Annotated in this window: 20 protein-coding genes and 1 tRNA gene; 9 read left to right on the top strand and 12 right to left on the bottom strand. The window is 64.3% G+C overall.

The annotated features are described in order from the left end of the window. Window positions 1-10 precede the first annotated feature (10 nt). Together EH209_RS11080 and EH209_RS11075 are read right to left on the bottom strand one after the other, a co-directional pair. Window positions 11-83 (bottom strand) — tRNA-Arg (locus EH209_RS11080). A gap of 12 nt (window positions 84-95) precedes the next feature. Then, window positions 96-413: a twin-arginine translocase TatA/TatE family subunit gene (locus tag EH209_RS11075; protein WP_126662963.1), complete on the bottom strand. Its 318-nt coding sequence runs from the start codon at window positions 411-413 to the stop codon at window positions 96-98. 260 nt (window positions 414-673) lie between these two features. On the opposite strand from EH209_RS11075, the gene EH209_RS11070 reads away from it, so the two are divergent. Together EH209_RS11070 and EH209_RS11065 are read left to right on the top strand one after the other, a co-directional pair. Continuing rightward, window positions 674-1153 (top strand): redoxin domain-containing protein, encoded by a 480-nt coding sequence (locus tag EH209_RS11070; RefSeq protein ID WP_126662962.1) that lies wholly within the window; start codon window positions 674-676, stop codon window positions 1151-1153. 123 nt (window positions 1154-1276) lie between these two features. Continuing rightward, complete coding sequence (locus tag EH209_RS11065) at window positions 1277-2092, top strand: HD domain-containing protein (protein WP_126662961.1); 816 nt, start codon at window positions 1277-1279, stop codon at window positions 2090-2092. A gap of 422 nt (window positions 2093-2514) precedes the next feature. Here EH209_RS11065 and EH209_RS11060 read toward each other — a convergent pair whose 3' ends face one another. Continuing rightward, entirely contained in the window at window positions 2515-2739 is a 225-nt protein-coding gene (locus EH209_RS11060; protein WP_126662960.1) for a MarR family transcriptional regulator, read from the bottom strand. A gap of 264 nt (window positions 2740-3003) precedes the next feature. On the opposite strand from EH209_RS11060, the gene EH209_RS11055 reads away from it, so the two are divergent. After that, window positions 3004-3198, top strand: a complete 195-nt coding sequence (locus tag EH209_RS11055; protein WP_126662959.1) for a XapX domain-containing protein — start codon at window positions 3004-3006, stop codon at window positions 3196-3198. Window positions 3199-3226: 28 nt separating this feature from the next. Here the strand turns inward: EH209_RS11055 and EH209_RS11050 are convergent, their stop codons facing one another. The 6 genes from EH209_RS11050 to EH209_RS11025 all read right to left on the bottom strand — a co-directional run bounded on the left by EH209_RS11050 (window position 3227) and on the right by EH209_RS11025 (window position 8280). Then, window positions 3227-3415 carry a hypothetical protein gene (locus tag EH209_RS11050; protein ID WP_126662958.1) on the bottom strand — a complete coding sequence of 63 codons (189 nt, stop codon included), beginning with the start codon at window positions 3413-3415 and terminating at the stop codon, window positions 3227-3229. Window positions 3416-3497: 82 nt separating this feature from the next. After that, complete coding sequence (locus EH209_RS11045) at window positions 3498-5336, bottom strand: FAD-binding protein (protein ID WP_126662957.1); 1839 nt, start codon at window positions 5334-5336, stop codon at window positions 3498-3500. 2 nt (window positions 5337-5338) lie between these two features. Next, entirely contained in the window at window positions 5339-6220 is an 882-nt protein-coding gene (locus EH209_RS11040; RefSeq protein ID WP_126662956.1) for a succinate dehydrogenase/fumarate reductase iron-sulfur subunit, read from the bottom strand. Window position 6221: 1 nt separating this feature from the next. After that, window positions 6222-6587: a succinate dehydrogenase gene (locus tag EH209_RS11035; protein WP_126662955.1), complete on the bottom strand. Its 366-nt coding sequence runs from the start codon at window positions 6585-6587 to the stop codon at window positions 6222-6224. Then, on the bottom strand, window positions 6587-6982 hold the full coding sequence (gene sdhC / locus EH209_RS11030) for a succinate dehydrogenase, cytochrome b556 subunit (RefSeq protein ID WP_008896324.1): 396 nt from the start codon (window positions 6980-6982) through the stop codon (window positions 6587-6589). Before sdhC ends, EH209_RS11035 begins: the two co-directional genes overlap by 1 nt. Before the next feature lie 191 nt (window positions 6983-7173). Continuing rightward, the gene (locus EH209_RS11025; protein ID WP_126662954.1) at window positions 7174-8280 is read right to left on the bottom strand and encodes a succinylglutamate desuccinylase/aspartoacylase family protein; all 1107 of its coding nucleotides are present in this window, start codon (window positions 8278-8280) and stop codon (window positions 7174-7176) included. Between the two features lie 173 nt (window positions 8281-8453). On the opposite strand from EH209_RS11025, the gene EH209_RS11020 reads away from it, so the two are divergent. From EH209_RS11020 to katG, 4 genes are all read left to right on the top strand, one after another. Further along, a complete protein-coding gene (locus EH209_RS11020; protein WP_126662953.1) occupies window positions 8454-9203 on the top strand; it encodes a GNAT family N-acetyltransferase in 750 nt (249 codons plus the stop codon). A gap of 370 nt (window positions 9204-9573) precedes the next feature. Further along, window positions 9574-11043, top strand: coding sequence for a flippase (locus EH209_RS11015; RefSeq protein ID WP_126662952.1), 1470 nt, complete (start codon window positions 9574-9576; stop codon window positions 11041-11043). Window positions 11044-11178: 135 nt separating this feature from the next. Continuing rightward, window positions 11179-12555, top strand: a complete 1377-nt coding sequence (locus EH209_RS11010; protein ID WP_126662951.1) for a RimK family alpha-L-glutamate ligase — start codon at window positions 11179-11181, stop codon at window positions 12553-12555. A 289-nt stretch (window positions 12556-12844) separates the two neighbouring features. Then, a complete protein-coding gene (gene katG / locus EH209_RS11005; protein WP_126662950.1) occupies window positions 12845-14986 on the top strand; it encodes a catalase/peroxidase HPI in 2142 nt (713 codons plus the stop codon). Window positions 14987-15077: 91 nt separating this feature from the next. On the opposite strand, the gene EH209_RS11000 is transcribed toward katG, so the two are convergent. The 3 genes from EH209_RS11000 to EH209_RS10990 all read right to left on the bottom strand — a co-directional run bounded on the left by EH209_RS11000 (window position 15078) and on the right by EH209_RS10990 (window position 19233). Continuing rightward, a complete protein-coding gene (locus EH209_RS11000; RefSeq protein ID WP_126662949.1) occupies window positions 15078-16442 on the bottom strand; it encodes a hypothetical protein in 1365 nt (454 codons plus the stop codon). Between the two features lie 244 nt (window positions 16443-16686). Next, window positions 16687-17277: a DNA-3-methyladenine glycosylase family protein gene (locus tag EH209_RS10995; RefSeq protein ID WP_126662948.1), complete on the bottom strand. Its 591-nt coding sequence runs from the start codon at window positions 17275-17277 to the stop codon at window positions 16687-16689. A 75-nt stretch (window positions 17278-17352) separates the two neighbouring features. Then, window positions 17353-19233 (bottom strand): L-aspartate oxidase, encoded by a 1881-nt coding sequence (locus tag EH209_RS10990; RefSeq protein WP_126662947.1) that lies wholly within the window; start codon window positions 19231-19233, stop codon window positions 17353-17355. Between the two features lie 142 nt (window positions 19234-19375). Between EH209_RS10990 and EH209_RS10985 the strand changes: the two genes are divergently transcribed. After that, window positions 19376-19900, top strand: coding sequence for a metal-dependent hydrolase (locus tag EH209_RS10985; RefSeq protein ID WP_126662946.1), 525 nt, complete (start codon window positions 19376-19378; stop codon window positions 19898-19900). An 85-nt stretch (window positions 19901-19985) separates the two neighbouring features. Next, window positions 19986-20144: a hypothetical protein gene (locus EH209_RS24020; protein ID WP_164722033.1), complete on the top strand. Its 159-nt coding sequence runs from the start codon at window positions 19986-19988 to the stop codon at window positions 20142-20144. The last annotated feature ends 3 nt before the right edge of the window (window positions 20145-20147 follow it).

Here is a 20147-nt window from a genome sequence, read left to right as displayed (position 1 = left end):
GCTCGCTACACGGGCGTGGCGGGATTCGAACCCACGATCAGAAGGTTAGGAACCTCCTGCCCTCTCCGCTAGGCCACACGCCCGCAGAAAAAACGTCAGTTGGTCTCGGTTTCCGTCTCCGTCTTCGTCTCGGTTTCCGTCTCCGTCTCGCCCTCCTCGGTGACGGGCTCGGTGTCGACGAAGTCGTCGTCCTCGTTTTCGATCTCCTCTTCGAAGCCGGATTCGCGCATCTCCTCGAGTTCGGTCTCGACCTTCTCACGCCCCTTCTGGAACTCGCCCATGGCCTCGCCGGTGGACCGAGCCAGTTGCGGGATCTTGTTGGCCCCGAATAACAAGATCGCGACGAAGAGGATGATCAGGAGTTCTGGTGCCCCCGGGGTAGGGACGAACAACGGTGCGGTTTCGATTGCCATCTCTATACGTGGCTTACCCGCTGGCAATTATAACCTTTTTGGACCACTAAGTATAGCAAGTTTCAGCGAAAGTCCAGTTACGACCCATGAGTTTCCTAAGAACAATCGTCGGATAGAGGGGAATGTACCCCCGCTGAACAGCAACTGACCGTTCGTCCCCGAACGCCCCCGAACGTCCGGATCCCGGTTCGACCGTCGCCGGACGGACGATTCGTCCGCGAACGAAACTGTCTTTCCCGGTTACCGACAAAGGGAGGACGATGCCAGAAACTGGAGACGCCGCACCCGACTTCACGGCACCGCTCGCAAACGGCGACATCGAGGAGTTCACGCTTTCCGACCACCTCGAGGACGAGGCGCCGATCGTGCTCGCCTTCTTCCCGGGGGCATTCACCGGCGTCTGTACCACCGAGATGTGTACGTTCCAGGATCGGCTCGCCGCGTTCAACGACCTCGACGCCAGCGTCTACGGCGTCAGCCGCGACTCGCCGTTCACCCTGAACGAGTTCCGCGAGCAGAACGACCTCGAGTTCGGACTCATCAGCGACTACAACAAAGAGATCATCGACGACTACGGCATTGAGATGGACTTCGCCGACCTGGGCGTCTACGGCGTCGCCAAGCGCTCAGTGTTCGTCGTCGACGCCGACGGCGAAATCGCCTACTCGTGGGTCAGCGACGATCCGGGTGTCGAACCCGACTATGACGAGGTCGAGGCCGCCGTCGAGGAGCTGGCCTGAACGACCGTCGATACCGCACCCGACAACAGCGTCCTCCGGCACCGACGCTCCGTCGACCGCCGGTTTGGGACTGACGGCTCGGTCCGTCGCAGGGCTTTTTTAGCACGCAAGCGATGGTCACCTATGAGCGATTCTACCGGCGACGACACCGCTCGCCGCGTCTACTCCCCCGATGCTAATCACAACTTTCCGGACGCGAAACTGAACCGAGTTCTCGAATTCATCACTAGCGACGAGGAGATCCAGACCTACCTCGAGGCCCAGAACGTCAACGCCGTCGACCGAATGCGGTACAACGACCACGGCGCGAAACACATCGAGATCGTCCGCAACCGCGCGCTGTGTCTCTACGACCTGCTCAAGGCCGGCGGGGTCGACTTCAACGGCGCTCGCCAGCAGGATCTCGAGGAGGCCGACGAGGCGGTCATCATCGCGCTCGCGGCGATGCTCCACGACGTCGGCCACGTCGTTCACCGCGACCAGCACGCCTACTACTCGATCCCGCTGGCCGCTGACATCCTCGATCGAATCCTCCCCGAGTTCTACGACGTCGCCGAAACCGTCCGCATGAGGGGCGAAGTCCTCCACGCGATCCTCTGTCACCACCGCTCGGAGACGCCGCTGACGACCGAAGCCGGCGTCATCCGCGTCGCCGACGCCTTGGACATGGAACGGGGCCGCTCCCGGATCCCCTACGAACACGGCGGTCGCGGCATCAACACCCTCTCGAGCCAGGCGATCAGCCGCGTCTCCCTCCAGGAAGGGGAGGACAGCCCCGTCATGGTCGAGATCGCCATGACCAACGCCGCCGGCGTCTACCAGGTCGACAACCTGCTCAAGGCGAAACTCGAGGGCTCGGGTCTCGAGGAGGAGATTCGCATCGTCGCCGTCAACACGAACGAGAACCGCGACCAGTTAGTCGAGCGGATCGAACTCTAAGAAACAACCTTTTGCTCTGTCGTTCGAGAGAGCGAAGCTCTCTCGTGACTGAGCGAATCTTCGATTCGCGAGGTCCGCGAGACCGGAGGTCTCGCTTGATGACGAGACGCCGAAGGCGTCTCGAACCACGTGCGGTCGCGCAGCGACCGCACTCGGCAAAATCTCGAGAGAGCAAAGCTCTCTCGGACCTCGCGGGATCGAAGATCCCGCTTAGCGTTGATGAAAAGCACTCCTCCCTCCGTTCCCTCACTCCTTTCAGTCGTTCGTTCACATCGGTCGTCGGCCCGTTCGCGCCCTCCGGGCGCTCGCGGTAATCGACCGTGCAACTGCCTTCCCTCCCCCGAGTCGCGGAGTCGCCGTCATTTCGGCGACCCCGCTCCCGGCCAGTTCGCTGAGTTAGAGAGAGTGAGAAATCCGGGTCTTTAGGCCAGTTTGAAGCCGGAGTCGGTCCGCTCGAGGTGGCCGCGGTCCCGAAGGGTGCTGGTGATCGAGAGGACCGTTCCCTTCTTGACGCAGAGATCGTCGCAGAGGCGTTCGGCCGTCGCAGTGCCGCTCGCGGCGACGTAGAGGTAGACCAGTTTCGCCTGTGCAGAATCCAGACTCGTCGGTATCGAAACGTCGATCCCCTGTGGTGACTGTGACGCCATACGCCAGAGTCTGTGTTTCGACGATAATAAATCTCAGCTACAACAATCGTCGAAATGCGGCGGGCAATACGGAGACGGTTGGCAGTTCGACAGACCGGATACGGCTGGAAACGGTCTGAACGACTCGATATCGACCGCTCTCGAGATGAGACGATCGACGTGACCGAGATTTCGCGTGTGATCTGCCAGCACACGGCTCGAGTCGGCGGAACGCGGGGAGCTAGGCGCATCGCTTTTGTAGATACCGGAGCAAACCAACACGAAATGTCGACCCAGCTCGCCGTTCTCGCCCTGCTAACCGGAGCGGTCACCGGTGCGCTCTTTCGCCTCCTCAACGTTCCGATCCCCGCGCCGCCGGAACTCCCCGGGATCATGGGGATCATCGGAATCTACGTCGGCTACAGGGTAATCGACCACTTCGGCGTCGGCATCGATCTCCTCGAGACGCTGAGGCTGTGAGACCCGTCCGGAACGGTCCCCGGGCCGTTCAGGAGTTTTGGCCGAACATCTCTAGCTGGGAGAGCAGCCACGTAAAGCAGATGATGCCGGCAAAGATGCAGTATCCGGCGACGGGAATGTACAGAATCAGGGGTATCGAGTCGCGCAACAGGTAGCCGCTGGTCACGAGCACCGGGAGGAGAATCAGATTCAGACGGACGAACCGTTCGAGACCCATCTACGTACACCAAACGGGACCGCATATATAGCAGTATTGTTATGCTGCGACGGGTGACGGCGACCGAAATCGCAGCGAACGCTTAGTAGCTGCGCTCTTTCGGCTCGTAGGTCTTGTCCTGGCCCTCGAGGATGACCGGCCGGTAGAAGATGTCCGGCTGGCCGTCGTTCCAGGAGATCAGCGTGTGCTTGAGCCACTCGTCGTCCTTGCGCTCCTGGTGTTCCTTACGCCAGTGGGCGCCGCGGAACTCGTCGCGGACGAGCGCGCCGAGCGCGATGGTCTCGGCGACGTCGATCAGGTTGCGCGTCTCGATAGTCTGCTGGAGGTCGGTGTTGAACGTCCGCGAGGGGTCGTCGACGTAGACGTTCTGGTACTCTTCGCGGCACTCGCGGATGATCCGCAGCGCCTTCTTGACGCCCTCTTCGGTTCGGAAGACGTTCACGTAATCCGTCATCGCGTTCTGGAGCTTCTGACGGATCTCAGCGTGCTGGACGCCGTCGTCGCGGTCCATAAGAGTGTCTACGCGCGTGCGGGCCTGCTCGACCTTGCGCTCGACGAGCCCTTCGGCGTCGGCCGTGACGCCGCCGTCGGCCGCGACGCCGCTCGAGGTATCGAGACCGGCGTCGCCGGGCTGGACGGGCAGTTCGGTCTCGGTCTCGTCCTCGACGTCGTCGCCGTAGCCGGTGCGAATCTGGGGCTCGCCAAGGTCCTCGCCGGCGGCGTGGCGGCCGGCGCGCTTGCCGAAGACGATCAGTTCCGGCAGGGCGTTGCCGCCGAGTCGGTTGCCACCGTGGACGGAGACACAGGCGCTCTCGCCGGCCGCGTAGAGGCCGTCAACGCAGGTCTGGCCGTTCTCGTCGACCTCGATGCCGCCCATCGCGTAGTGCTGGCCGGGCTTGACCGGCATCGGCTCGACGAGGCCGTCGACGCCCTCGAAGTCCTCCGCGAGGTGGAGGATGTTCTCGAGGCGGTCCATGATGCGCTCTTCGCCAAGGTGGCGCATGTCGAGGTGGACGTATTCGTCGTCGACGCCCCGGCCCTCGTTGACCTCGGTCAGTTCGGCGCGGGCGACGACGTCCCGGGAGGCGAGCTCGCCGGAGTTGTTCGCGTAGCCGTGCTCGAACATGAACCGCTCGCCCTCGCTGTTGTAGAGGATACCGCCTTCGCCGCGGACACCCTCACTGATGAGGACGCCCGTCGAGGGCAGCGAGGTCGGGTGGAACTGGATGAACTCCATGTCCTCGAGCGGCGCGCCGGCACGGTAGGCCATCGCGTGGCCGTCGCCGGTACAGGAGACGGCGTTGGTGGTGTGATCGAAGGCCTGCCCGGGGCCGCCGGTCGCGAGGACGACGCCGTCGTTGGCCTTGAAGCCCTCGACGTTGCCGGACTGGACGTCGTAGGCGACGATGCCGTGACAGCTTCGGTCGTTGGGGTCGTCCTCGCCGGAGGTGGCCAGCTCCATGACGTACCACTCGTCGTAGACCTGAATCCCGCGCTTGACGACCTGCTCGTACATCGTGTGCAGCAGGTGGTGGCCCGTCTCCGCGCCGGCGTAGGTGGTTCGCGGGTAGGAGAGGCCGCCAAACGGTCGCTGGGAGACGCGTCCGTCCTCCTCGCGGGAGAACGGCATTCCCCAGTGTTCGAGGCGCATGGTGTCTTCAGGGGCGTCCTGGGCGAGGGTCTCGACCGCGGGGGCGTCCCCGAGGTAGTCAGACCCCTTCATCGTGTCGTAGGCGTGGAGTTCCCAGTCGTCGCCCTCCTGGAGCGCGGCGTTGATGCCTCCCTCGGCCGCGCCGGTGTGGCTGCGGACCGGGTGGAGTTTCGAGACGATCGCCACGTCCGATCCCGCCTCGTGCGCTGCGATCGCTGCCCGGAGGCCGGCGCCGCCGGCGCCGACCACGATTACGTCGTGTTCGTACATGGTTACCAGAACTTCAGGTTCTTCTTGACTGCTTCCCGCTTGAGCTCCTGAATGTGCTCGGTGAGCGGAATATCCTTCGGACACACCTCGGTACAGGAGAACTGGGTCTGGCACCGCCAGACGCCGTGTTCCTGCTCGAGAATGCGGAGTCGGTGCTCCTTGATCTCCTCGCCCTCGCGGTCGTCCATCGCGAACTTGTAGGCCTTGTTGATCGCCGCCGGGCCGAGGTAGTCGTTGTCGCCGGCCGCAATGTTACAGCTGGACATGCAGGCGCCACACCAGATACACCGCGAGGACATCTTGATCTTCTCGCGGTTCTCGGGGCTCTGGCGCTGCTCCTCTAAGTCGGCCGGGTTCGGCGTCTCCTCGTCCTGGAAGTACGGCTCGACGGTGTGCATCTGGTCGTAGAAGTGGTCCATGTCGACGACCAGGTCCTTGACGACCTCCTGGTGGGGCAGGGGCTCGATGCGGATCGGCTGTTCCAGATCCGCGATCTGAGTCTTACAACCCAGTCGCTGCTTGCCGTTGACGAAGAAGGCGTCCGAACCGCAGACGGCCTGCCGACAGGAGTGTCGGAAGGTCAGCGAGGAGTCGTAGGTGTCCCGTGCGTACATGACCGCGTCGAGGACGGTCATCCCCTTCTCGAAGGGGACGTGGAAGTCGTCGAACCGCGGTTCCTGTTTGCCCTCGACCTCGGGGTCGTAGCGGAACACCTTGATGTGTACCGTCTCGCCCTCGAGTTCGTCCTCGGGGGTCGTCTGCTGGTCGATATCGCCGCCCTGCTTCTCTTTCTCGTCGACCGGCGACTCGGCCCCTCGCATTTCGGGGTCTTCCGGTGCCTCTTGACTCTGCGGTTCCTCTGGTTGTTGTTGTTGAGTACTCATATTAGGTCCACCCCGCCATGGTAGTCGCAACGTAGATTCCCTGCGCGATGAGTGCAAGGCTCGCGATAACAAGCACTGCAAGGACGACTTTCTTCTGCGTTCCGTCCAGCCCCTGGTTGATCAGGGCGTTGTAGACGCCGTTGACGCCGTGGAAGGTACCTGCGATCAGGAACGACACCATCGTCAGGAAGTAGCCGACGTTCTCCATGCGGGCCTGGGTGCCGGCGAACTCGATCTCCGCGGCGTGGTTGACAAAGTGCAGGAGGAAGAAGTGGAAAGCAAGTACCACGACGAGAAATGCCGCCGTGATTCGCTGGAGTAGCCACGCGGTGCCGCCCGGCGCGAAGGAGGAGTATCGTTCTGCCATTAGAGGGTCACCCCGTCGAGGAAAGTCGGCACGCTCGCGACGGTGATGATCGCCGTCAACACCAGCGAGGCGTAGAAACTCTTGTCCTGGGCCTCCAGGCCGACGCCGAGGTCGACCATCAGCAGGCGAAGCCCGTTCAGGATGTGGAAGACTGCGACGGCGAGCAGTCCGACCTCGAGCACTCGAACGATAAACAGCGACTCGAGTCCGCCGATCGTGTTCGTGTACGCCTCCGGCCCGGTTAGCGAACTACTCAACACGGCGATGTGGGTAAACAGGTAGCCGATCAACATCCACCCGGTGAACTTGTGGAAGATCCACGCCCACATGCCCGCCGAGAACTCCTTCCAGCGACCGAAGTCCTCGATGAGACCGCGATTGTAAGACTGACTCATGCGCTCATGTTGACCGTTAGACCGCGGGGGTATAGAAGTTACTTTTATCTCTCTTGCCAAACCTTCCCTGCGAATAATAGTTAGAAGAAATAAATCGGCGACGGCTACAAATCATGAATTCGTTCGGGACGGGAACGATCGCGTGCCCGTTTGCCATAGAGCCGCCGACAACCGGCGATCGGAGGCGCGGGTTACGCGCCGTAGTCGTCCGGACCGGCCGAGCGGAGTTCCGACCGCGAACTCGCCGTGGTCCGCTCGCGCTCTAGGGCCGTCCGCGTGTCCGGCGACAGCCCGACCAGGTGACACAGCGGGTTGCCGGGGTAGACTACGGGGTTCTCGAGGACGCCGACGATGAGGCCGGTAAACGGCGCCTCGACGGTGACGATGTCGTCTTCCTCCTTGAACGGGTTGGTGATCGTACAGATGGTTTCGCCCTCGCGGACGAACTCGCCGCGGCCGCGTTTCATGTCGACGATGCCGCCGGCGTCGGCCCGAATCCAGGTCTTCTCGTTATCGTCGTCGATGATGGTCCGCCAGCCGGGCCAGTGGACCGACGAGTCGGGATGACAGCCGAACTCGGCGAAGACGCTGGCGACGCCGGTCAGCGCGCGGTCGATCAGCCGGCGCTGGAACCGGTGGGCTTCGCCCATCTCGACGGTGATCGTCGGGATGCCGGCCAGGGTCGCCTCGCGGCGCAGCGTCCCCGAGGGACCCTCGCCGGCGATGATGACGTTCGAACTGAACGCCTTCGCGAGTCGGCCGACCGTCGACTCCTCCATGTTGGCCCGCACGTGGAGCATGTTCGTCCGCCCCCGCGTCGACGTGTGAAAGTCGATACCGAGGTCGCAGGGTTCGATGAAGTTCGTAAAGATCTGGTAGGCCATCCGCCGGGCGCTCGTCGAGCCCTCGCGACCGGGAAACGACCGGTTCAGGTCCCGGTCGTAGATCGGGAGGTACCGCTCCTGAGCGAGAAAGCCGGGGACGTTCATCACGGGCAGACAGATGAGCGTCCCGTGGAGTTCCGAGTGATCCCAGTCGTGGGCCACCTCGCGGACCACCTCGATGCCGTTGAGTTCGTCCCCGTGAGCGGCCGCGGAGAGAAACACCGTCGGCCCGGGTCGTTCGCCGTTGACGACCGTGACCGGGATCCTGACGGGATCGCCGAGATACGTCTCGCTGATTCCGTACCGGATGTTAGCCGACTCGCCGGGATCGACCCGGCCGCCGTTGTATGTGAACGGCTCGGCCGTGCGGTCGGACGGACCGTCGTCGGGCGGTTCGTCCGTAACGTCGCTCATAACGATGGCTCGGCGGGTGGCAATGTGAATCTTCCCTTCGAGACCGGACCTAACGGCGCCGGAAACTGCCGGTGTAGATTTTACGTCGAGACGGCTCGTTCCGCTGAACTGAAGACGGGGAAAATCTCTCCCCGTGGGCATACGTTTTGTATGAAGACATGGTAGCACCGGGCATGGAGATTCGCGAAGCGACAGCCGACGATATCGACGCGATCCGATCGATCGCCCAGCGCTCACTCGAATCGACCTACACCGAGTTCCTCGACGAGGACACCGTCGCCGACGCGATCGATCAGTGGTACGGCGACTCCTTCGACGACGTGCTCGAGGACGATCACTCGCTGATCCTCGTCGTCGAGAACGACGGCGACGTCGTCGGCTTCTCGCAGAACGACCTGATCGGCCAGCGTTACGACACCGGCCGAATCCTGTGGCTCCACATCGATCCCGATCACCGCGGCGGCGGCACGGGCGTTCGGCTGCTCGTCCGCACCCGCGAGCGGTTGCTCGACGAGGGCGCCGACCACGTACAGGGGCTCGTCCTCGAGGACAACGAGGGCGGCAACGAGTTCTACGCAGACAACGGCTTCGAACGGGCCGGCCAGCGAGAGGTCGAGATCGGCGACGAGACGTTCACGGAGAACGTCTACGCCGAAGACGAGATCGGCGAGGAGGGGTGGGGCGCCGTCGACGAACTCGAGAACGACGGCGAGACGATCTACGTGAGCTACGGCGAGGCCGCTCGCGGCGCCAAGGCGCCGTTCTACAGCGCCTACAAGAGCGAGGGGCGTCAGGACCTGTACGGCTGGTTCTGCGGTAACTGCGACTCGCTGGAAAACACTATGGACACGATGGGCCGAATTGAGTGTAACAACTGCGGGAACCGCCGGAAGGCGACCCGCTGGGACGCGTCGTATCTTTGAGGGGCGGCCGTCGATACATCACGGTCGCACCGTCCCCGTCTCGTCTTAGACGAACTCGTTCGGTCGGGCTGTCGGGTGACCGCCGCACTGGCGATACGCCGGCGAACTGACCGGGTCGAAGACAGTATGCGATCCGTACTCGGCTGAACGGTCGATCGGAAGCGTCGAGCCGTCCGGTCGCTGCGGTGTCCGTCGACTGATTCCGTCCCAGAGATATCGACTTAAGACGCCGTTTCAGCGATGGTACCGGGACGTTACACCTGTTGTCCCCGCATTACAATTGCCGACTCAGTCATCGGCATAGATACGACGGGTTCCCACGGTCGAGCGGCTGACCGACCGCGCGCAACCGAATACCCTCCCCTATCACATGAGTCGAGAGGACCACATCGTCCGCGGGTTCAAGGCAACGCTGCTCGCTCGAGCGATCTACATGATCTCGAGCGCGCTGTTGATGTTCGTACTGGCGCGCTATCTCCTCGATCCCGACGGCTACGGGACGTTGTACTGGGTGATCGGGATACTGGCGATGATCCGACTGGTCGCGGATCTCGGGATCGGCAAATCCGCGGCGCGATACCTCTCGGAGTACCGCGAGGACGATCCGGGCCAGATTCCGCACCTGCTCAGATCGACGATCACGTTCAAGATCGTCATCATGGCGCTGGTCGGCTACCTCCTCTTGGTGTTCCACGAGCAGCTTGCGGCCGCGCTGGGTCGGCCGGACGCCGCGCCGTTTCTCGCGGCCGGCGTGCTCTACATCGCCGTCTTCTCCTTTAGCACGTTCACGGAAGTCGCCTTCCAGGGGTTCAACCACCTCCCGTACAGCGCCGCCGTCAGGGCGATCAGCGGCCTCTCCAGACTGGTCTTCGCCGTCGGCTTCGTGCTCATGGGACTGGGGGCGCTGGGCGCATTCTTCGGCTACGTCGTCGGCTACGCGCTGTCGGCCGCGGTCGGGCTCGCGGTCCTTTACTACGCCTTCTACGCGCAGTACGACGCCGCGGAGACCCACGAAGAGGGGCTGACGCGACGGATGATCGAGTACAGCGTGCCGCTGACCGCGACGCGAAGCGCGAATGTCATCGACAAACAGGTCGACACCGTGCTCGTCGGCGTCATCCTGACTCCGACCGCGGTCGCGTTCTACACGCTCGGCAAGCAGATCACCGACTTCGTGCTCGCGCCCGCCGAATCGCTCGGCTTTACGATCTCGCCGAACTTCGGCGAACAGAAGGCCTCGAACCAACTCGAGCAGGCCAGGCAGATCTACGAGACGGCGCTGACGAACACGATGATGGTGTACATCCCCGCGGCCGCCGGGCTCGTGATCGTCGCCGATCCGTTCATTCCGATGGTCATCGGCGCCGAGTACGCGGGTGCGGTGCCGGTGTTGCAGGTCCTGGCCGCGTTCATCATCCTGCAGGCGATCACGAACCTGACCAGCGACAGCTTAGATTACCTCGGGCGTGCACGCCACCGGGCGATGGCGAAAGGAGGGACGGCCGTCGCCAACTTCCTGTTGAACCTCGTTCTCATCCCGACGATCGGCGTCGTCGGCGCGGCCATCGCGACTGTCGCGACGCACTCGGTGTACGTGGCGGTGAACCTCTACATCGTCCACTTGGAACTCGAACTCCGGCTCAAACGACTCGCCCGGTCGATCTGCGTCATCTGCGTGATCACCGGGATCATGGCCGGCGCCGTGTTGCTCGTGACGCCGCTGGTCTCGAGTCTCGCGATGTTGGCAGGCGCGATCGCGCTGGGCGCGATCACGTGGGCCGTCCTCGTCGTCGCGAGCGGACTGGTCGATCCCAACGAGGTCCGGGCGGCGATCACGTGACGGCGCGGCGACCGTGGATCCGACTCGTGAGAGGTGTGGTCCGACGAGACGGGGCGTCCTCGAAGTGACAATCGAAAGCAGGCGCCGCCTGCTGATGACAGTATCCTTTTGCCCCCCGTAGTCGTGTGTTTGAGTATGGCTGTTGCCGATCCTGTCACTGTCGGGGTACTGAGTCTACACACGAGCAAGGAAACGAAAGCGATTCTCAACGCCGTCGAAGATCTGGGCCACGATACCGAGTGGCTCCGTGCCGAGAACACGTCGATCAGCGTCACCGACGGGAGCGTCGTCTTAGAGCCGGACGTCGACGTCATCGCGAACCGGATGCTGCTGTCGAACACCGAACAGCCCGCCGAGGAACTCGGGCTGGCGAACACGTTCGCGCAACTGGTGCCGACGCTCAACGAGCCGTCGACGGTGTTGACGGCGATCCACAAACTCTCGACGGCGACGACGCTCGCGGCCAACGACGTCCGAACCCCCGACGTCACCCTCGCGCTCAGCGGCGATCAGCTCAACGCGGCACGGGATCGGTACGGCGAAGAAGCGGTCTACAAGACGGCGATCGGTACCCACGGCGGTGGAACGTGGAAGGTCGGCCCCAACGATCCGATCAACGCGAAGGTCGGCAACCGCTACGCTTTCCTGCAGGAACTTATCGATCGCGAGGACGTCCGCCACCGCGACGTCCGCGTCTACGTCGTCGGCGGCGAGATCATCAGTGCGATGTACCGCTACGCGCCGGACAACGACTGGCGGACGAACGTCGCCCTCGGCGGCAGCGTCGAGGACGCAACCGACGACCTCCCCGAGGAGGCCCGCGACATGGCCCGCCGCGCGGCCGACGCCATCGGCCTCGACTACGCCGGCGTCGATCTCGTCGAGGGCGACGAGGGCTGGTTCGTCCTCGAGGTCAATCCGACAGCCGGATTCAAGGGCCTCTACGAGGCGACCCAGGTCAGTCCGGCCCCCTACATCGCGAAGTTGGCGATCGAACGCGCCGGCGGCGAGGTCGACGCGGACCGCGTCAACGACATCTCGAACGTCCTCGACGACTCTCGGCCGACTGCCCAGCCCGTCGAGACGTCGGCGCCGGACACGGAACCGAGCGTGATCGGCTACACCGAGGAGATCGTGCTCTCGGGGACCAGCGGCTCGAAGACCGTCCTCGCGAAGTCCGACACAGGCGCGACGCGGACGAGCATCGACACCGCCCTCGCCGCCGACATCGGCGCCGGACCGATCAAATCCATCACCCGCATCCGATCGGGCAGCAGCAAACAGTCCAAGAGCCGCCCCGTCGTCGACGTCGTCGTCGGCGTCGGCGGCACCCAGCACACCGTCACGGCCAGCGTCGAGGACCGCAGCCACATGGACTACCCCGTCATCCTCGGCCGGGACATCCTCGGGAACTACCAGGTCGACGTCGGCCGTCGCGCGGATCAGGACGCACCGGATACGCCCGAAGAGGAGGAAGAAGAAGCGGAAGTCGACGAAGCGACGGACGCGTAACGGAAGCGCTCGAGCGATCCGCGGTCAGAGTCTCTTTCTCGCCTCGCCGACATCGATGTGAGCGGAAGATCGATACTCGTCCGGAAGCGAGTACGCTCGAGCGGTGGCCGATAGCGATATTAACGAGGTTTGTTTCCAGTACCGGAAATAATATGGGCGAATAGTGAACCGGAAGTCGCGATCGGTACATATATTATTCTCTGATCCGATCTTCCCTTTGTAGAGAAATCATGGCAGACGAGCATCCGGAACGCGGCGGTAACGGTGGTATTGCTGAGGTGACTCGAGCATGACTGAGTACGAGCGCAATCGCAACCACGAGTGGTGGCCGAACAAGCTGAATCTGGAGGTCCTCGACCAGAACACCGAGGACATCGGCCCGTACGACGACGACGACTTCGATTACGCCGAGGAGTTCCAGAAGCTCGACCTCGAGGAGGTAAAGGCGGACCTCAAGGACCTGATGACGACGTCCCAGGACTGGTGGCCGGCGGACTACGGCCACTACGGGCCGCTTTTCATCCGCATGGCGTGGCACAGCGCCGGCACGTACCGCACCACCGACGGTCGCGGCGGCGCCTCGGGCGGGAACCAGCGCTTCGCGCCGCTCAACAGCTGGCCCGACAACGTCAGCCTCGACAAAGCGCGCCGGCTGCTCGAGCCGATCAAGCAGAAGTACGGCCGCAAGCTCTCGTGGGGCGACCTGATCGTCCTGGCCGGGAACACGGCCCTCGAGTCGATGGGCATGCAGACGCTCGGCTGGGCCGGCGGCCGCGAGGACGAGTTCGAGCCCGACGAGGCCGTCTACTGGGGTCCCGAGGGCGAATGGGAAGCTCCGCAGCACGACCGCGTCGACGAAGAGGGCGAACTCGACGAGCCCCTCGGCGCCACCGTAATGGGGCTCATCTACGTCGACCCCGAGGGGCCAAACGGCAACCCTGAGCCGCTGAAATCGGCCGATCGGATCCGTCAGGCGTTCGGTCGGATGGCGATGAGCGACGAGGAGACGGCCGCCCTCATCGCCGGCGGACACACGTTCGGCAAGGCTCACGGCGCCACCGACGACGACATCGGTGCCGAGCCCGAAGCAGCGCCGATCGAAAACCAGGGTCTCGGCTGGGCTGACTCCGGCACGGGCTCGGAGACGACCACCAGCGGCATCGAGGGCGCCTGGAACGCCTGGCCGACGATGTGGGACACCTCCTACCTCGACAACCTGCTCGACTACGAGTGGGAGCTGACCGAAGGTCCCGGCGGCGCGAAACAGTGGCAGCCGGTCGAGGAGGAGGCCTACGACACCGTTCCGGACGCTCACGATCCCTCGGAGAAGCACGCCCCGATGATGATGACGACGGACGTCGCGCTCAAGCGGGATCCGGAGTTCCGCGAAATCATCGAGAACTTCCGCGACAACCCGCCGCAGTTCCTCGACGCGTTCGCGCGGGCGTGGTACAAGCTGATCCACCGCGACATGGGCCCGCCGGAGCGGTTCCTCGGTCCCGACGTGCCGGACGAAACCTTCGTCTGGCAGGACCCCGTCCCGGACGCCGACTACGAACTGATCGGCGACGAGGAAGCCGCCGAACTCAAAGACGAGATCCTCGAGACGGAACTCTCCGTCTCGCAGCTGGCCAGGACCGCCTGGGCGGCGGCGTCGACCTACCGCGACAGCGACAAGCGCGGCGGCGCCAACGGCGCTCGCATCCGCCTCGAGCCCCAGCGTAGCTGGGAGGTCAACGAGCCGGCCGAACTCGAGACGGTCCTCGAGACCCTCGAGGAAGTCCAGGAGGACTTCAACGGCTCGCGCTCCGACGACGTGCGCGTCTCGCTGGCCGACCTCATCGTGCTGGGCGGCTACGCGGCCGTCGAGCAGGCCGCGGCGGACGCCGGCTACGACGTCGAGATTCCGTTCGAGCCCGGCCGAACCGACGCCTCGCAGGAGATGACCGACGAGGAGTCGTTCGAGGCGCTCAAGCCGAAGATCGACGGGTTCCGCAACTACTTCGGCGGCGACTACAATGAGCCGCCGGAGGACCTGCTGGTCGACCACGCCGACCTGCTCGACCTGACGGCCTCGGAGATGACCGTTCTAGTCGGCGGCATGCGCGCGCTGGACGCGAATTACCAGGACTCCGACCTCGGCGTCTTCACCGACGAGCCGGAGACCCTGACAAACGACTTCTTCGTGAACCTGCTCTCGATGGACTACGAGTGGGAGCAGGTCTCGGAGGGCGAGGACGTCTACGAACTGATCGACCGCGAGACCGGCGAGGTCGAGTGGAAGGGGTCCCGCGTCGACCTCCTCTTCGGCTCGAACTCCCGACTTCGCGCCATCTCGGACGTCTACGCGGCCGAGGAAGAGAAGTTCGTCGAGGACTTCGTCGACGCGTGGCGCAAGGTCATGACCAACGACCGTTTCGACCTCGAGTAGGGACTCGAGCCGTCACCACCGACTTCGTCTCACTCTCGCTTTCTCGTTCGACGCGCCGTTCGCATTGTGATCGGTCCGCGATCAGTCGTCCCTACTCGATGCCGGTGGTGTCCTCATCGTCCCGGTGCTGGACGATCACTTCGCGGTTGGTGATCTCGTTGATCTCCGACGCATCGATGGGGTAGTCCTCGTCGTCATGGCCGCTGCCCCAGTTCATCCGCGCCTTGAGCCGATCCGTCAGTCCCGGCTCGGGATCGATGTAGGCGGTCTGGCCCTCGACTTCCGCGACGATACCGATCTGTTCGCCCGTCTCGTCGACGACGTCTTTTCCTTGATCGTCCTCGGTGAGTTCGACCCGGCCCATGTCGCCCGCGTCGGCAGTCGATCCGCCGGTTCCGGACTCGACCTCGACGTCCGGAGTGGGATCGCCGGCCCCTTCCCCGCCGGTCCCGGCGCCGCCACCGGCTCCGGTGCCCGTACCGGCCTCATCGGTTTCGGCTGACGTCTCGATCGCGCCGTACTCTTCGACGTCGATAATCTCGCCCTCGATGACGTCGCTGCCGATGACTTCCGACTCGAGTAGGTCGGTCTCTTCTAGGGTGAAGATCATGCGCGTTCGCTCGTCGATCTGCTCTTCGACCGTGCGCCGCTCGAGCAGTTCGCTCCGGACGACGTCACCTTCGGCGCGCTTGCTCTGGATGACCTCCTGATCGATGACGTCATCGGCGGTTACGTCCGTGCGGACGACGTCGCTATCGAGGATCGACCGCTGGACACTTTCGAGTTCGATATCGGTCTCGATCTTGTCGCTCTCGAGTTCGTCGTGCTGATCGACGTCGACGTCGACGACCCGGCTCTCGATCGTGTAGCGTTCGACTTCCTCGACCGTATCGAGGCGGCTCTCCTCGGTGATGACCTCGATCTCGTCGGCGGTGACAAACTCGGTGTCGACGATCTCCCGTTTCAGCAGCTCCGAGTCGACGACGTGGCGCTCGGCGATCTCGGTATCGACGACCTCGCTCTCGATCGTGTCCCGTTCGACGACCTCCGTCTCGACGACCTGCGTTTCGACGATTTCGGTCGTGACCGTCTCGCCCTCGCGAAGCTGGTCCTCGAGTTCCTCGCGGCCGAGGTCGGCGCGTTCGAACGCCCGTTCGCGTTCGACGATTTCGAAGTGGCCCAGCCCCTCCTCCGTGGGCTCGTCCTCGTGGTAGACGAACACCAGATCCTCGTCTCGGAACGTCTCGATGAACTCGTCCCACGTATACTCCTCGTGGTCCGTTCCGAGGTCGTCCCGACGGGCGAAGGAGTGGCCGTGTCCCTCGCTGTCGCGGATCGTTACGGGGACCGCGTTGCGCGCCTCCGCCCACTCCCTGATGCGCTCGGGATCGGTGGTCATTCGCCGCTGTGATGAGTCGCCTGTCGACGGTTCGTCCGCGGGCATATCGTTTGCCATACGTTCGTTCCCGTTCGAGTCACACTTGAGTCAGCGGGGCCTTCTCATCGGTCAGTATCTCGTTTCTCGAGACCCCTGCACGGGCATGAATTATCGGGCTCGTAATCGCCGGTTAGTCGCCGTGTCGGGTCGATCCCCACCGTTCGGGGGCGCGGATAGGAGCGTATTACCGCGTTCGGTCGCTTCAAGAAGGTCAGATCAACAACCGTTTCTCCCCGCGAAACAAGCGTTTGCGCTCGAGCCGTCAGTCCGACTCGTACTCGGCCCACAGATACCGCGTCGCGGCGCTTCGGTAGGGGCGCCACCGCTCGGCGATCTCGCGCATCTCGGCGCGGGACATGTCATCGCCGTCGCCGTAGAGGTCCTCGATCGCGCGGCGGATCGCGAGGTCGCCCAGTGGCAGCACGTCCTCGCGTTGCAGCACGAACAGGAGGTACATGCGGGCGGTCCACTCGCCGACGCCTTTGATCTCGGTCAGCAAATCCATAACCTCGTCATTCGAGTAGTCGTCGAGGCCCGCTCGAGTGTAGTCGTTCTCCCGGAAGGCCTGCGCGGCGTTGCGTATGTACTCGACCTTGCTCTCGGAGAGCCCGGCCGCTCGCAGGGCCTCGTCCTCCGCCTCGAGGACAGTCTCGGGGGTCACCTCGTCGCGGAGCAGTTCGAAGACCCGTTCGCGGACGGCGGTCGCGCTCGCGGTCGATAGCTGCTGGTTGATGATGGAGATACAGAGCCGTTCGAACTCGTTCCAGTCGGGTTCGACGTAGGGGTCGTGTCGCTCGATGAGTTCCGCCATCACGGGGTCGGTCCGGATAACGGGTTCGGCCTCGTCTAACATCTACGTAGAGGAAAGGGAGGGCTCGAAGGATGAAAGGCCTCTCGGTCGTCGAGTTCGCGGTTCGGTCGCGGTCCGTTACTCGAGGTGGTGGTAGTCGAGTTCGTACCCTTCCGCGAGCGCCTCTCGGACCGGGTCGCTCGGCTCGGCGACGCCGCGACGGTCGATCTCGAGGCCGCCCTCGTCGGCCGAGACGAGCAGGTTGACGCGCCAGTCCGGGTCAGTCTCCGGATAGTCCGTCCTGTGGTGTGCGCCCCTGGATTCGGTTCGAGCCAGGGCCGTTCGGAGCATCGCTTCGGCGACGGTGAGGCTAACCGAGAGGTCGACGGCGAACTCGAACGATCGCGAGGTGAGTCCGCCCTCGACGCGCAAGTCCCCCGTTCGATCGCGGAGCGCCTCGAGTTCCTCGAGTCCGGCTCGAAGCCCGGCCTCGTCGCGGAGAATGCCCGCGCGATCCCACAGCAACTCGCGGAGTTCTTCCAGCAAGGTCGTCGGCGTGACCTCCCCGTCGGCGTCCGCGAGCGATGCGAGCGACCGAAACTCCCGTTCGGCGAGGGCTCGCTGTTCGTCGGTCACCGCTGGCTCGGCGTCCGATCCGTCGACCGCGGTTGCGACGTGCTCGCCGACGAGCTTGCCGATCGCGACGGTCTCGGCGAGCGAGTTGCCGCCGAGACGGTTCGCACCGTGGACGCCGGCAACGGCCTCGCCGACGGCATACAAGCCGTCGACGTTGGTTTCGCCGGTGCGGAAGTCGATATCGACGCCGCCCATCGTGTAGTGGGCGGTCGGCGCGACCTCGATCGGTTCCGCGGTGATGTCGACGCCGAGCGACGCGAAGCGCTCGACCATCCGCGGCAGCCGTTCCCGGACGTAGTCGGCGTCTCGATGCGAGATGTCGAGATAGACGCCGCCGTTCTCGGTTCCTCGGCCCGCGTCGATCTCCTTCCCGATCGCCCGCGCGACGACGTCACGCGCGTCGAGTTCCATCTGATCCGGCGAGTACCGTTCCATGAACCGTTCGCTCTCACTGTTGTAGAGCCGTCCGCCCTCGCCGCGTACGGCTTCCGTGACGAGTCGGCCGTCCCACTCCTCCCCGTAGCGTTCGCCGACCATCCCCGTCGGGTGGAACTGAACGAACTCGAGGTCCATCAGTCGAGCGCCCGCTTCGAGGGCCAGCGCCTGAGCATCCCCGTTATTCTCGTCGTCCCGCGAGGAGTGGCGGTCGTAGAGCGCGGAGAAGCCGCCCGCGGCGAGGACGACGTGGTTCGACCGGAACAACAGCCCGCGGCCGGTCTCCATGTCGAAACCGGCGGCGCCGAAGACGCGCCGCCCGTCCGAGAGCAGCCGCGTGACCATCACGTTCTCGCGGTAGGGGATCTCGAGGTCGCGAGCTCGTCCGATCAGCGTTTCGAGCATCGCCTCGCCGGTCCGGTCACCGACGAAGCAGGTCCGGCGATACGACTGGGCGCCGAAGTACCGCTGGTTGATCGCCCCGTCGTCGGTCCGGTCGAACGGCATCCCCCACTCCTCGAGTTCGCGAATTCGATCCGGCATCTCGCGCGCGGTCAGTTCGACCGCCTCGGAATCGTTCAGGTGGTGCCCCTCGTTCAGCGTGTCCGCGGCGTGGATCGTCCAGTCGTCTTCGTCGTCCAGCGAGCCGAGCGCGGCGTTGATCCCGCCGGCCGCCCAGGTCGTGTGCGCGTCGCCGTGGTCTCGCTTCCCGATCACCAGCGGCTCGAGGCCTGATTCGGCGAGGCTGATCGCGACGCGGGCGCCCGCCGCCCCCGCGCCGACGACGAGTACCGGCGTCCTGACGACGTCGTACTCGAGGCCGTCCGATGATGCCGATCGGTTCGTTCGACCGATTCGGTTCGCTACGCCGCCGAGGTCGGCTGCTGCGGCCGATTCCCGACGCGCGTTCTCCGCCGGCCGACGATCGTCAGCGGGTGATTCTGTCATACAACTAATGTATGGGCTGCGCGTACTTAGGGGTCGTCCCAAACGATACAATTCGGCAGAGATGACGGCTGTAGTGTACGTTCGGCGTTAGTCGGCGGCCTATCCGTTACCCGGCTCGAGGCCGTCGGAACGATCGAAGAGGATGCAACCGATTGTCCATCTCGCCGTCGGCTACCTCTGCTACGCCGGCTATGTCCGCTGGAGCGAGGGGACGCCCCCGGGAGAGCGAGCGACGGTCGTCGCAGCCGTCGGCACGGCCCTGCCGGATCTGCTCGACAAACCGCCGTGGCTGCTCGGGCTCACGGTCGGCCGAACGATCGGCCACTCGCTGCTGTTCGCCGTCCCGCTGGTTCTCGCAGGCTGGTTGTTGGCGCGCTCGAGCGGTCGACCGTCGCTCGGGATCGCCTTCGCGATCGGCGTCGCCTCCCATCTGGCGACCGACGTCCCGTGGCACGTAATCGCCGGTGACTACGACGAACTCGGGTTTCTCCTGTGGCCGATCACGCCTATGCCGCCGTACAGCGGAACGAAGCCGCTGGCGACCGTCGGCGGAGTCGAGGTGACGACGCTCTGGCTCGAGGCCGTAATTCTGGTCGCCGGCGCCGCGCTGTGGTGGGTCGACGGACGACCGGGACTCGAGCCGAGCAGGCAGCGCTCCGACGGATAGCAGCGGTGAAGTGGCGCGTTCTCCCGCTCCGAATACCGACGTGATTCGGCGAGCCAGTTTTCGTTTCGGACCGTCTACTATGCGTATGTCGACGACGTCCTCTGTCTTCTGTTACGTGTGCAACGAAGAGATGGTCCTCGACGAGGACCTCGAACACCACCTCGTGTACCAACACAAACCGCGGGAGTTGGCCAAGCAACTCGTCGCCGAGTGGCAAGCGGACGAACTCGGTGAAGCCGTCTGAGTC

It is taken from the genome of Haloterrigena salifodinae (genome assembly GCF_003977755.1).
GTDB lineage: Archaea > Halobacteriota > Halobacteria > Halobacteriales > Natrialbaceae > Haloterrigena > Haloterrigena salifodinae.
This window is presented reverse-complemented; position numbering and strand designations above follow the sequence as displayed.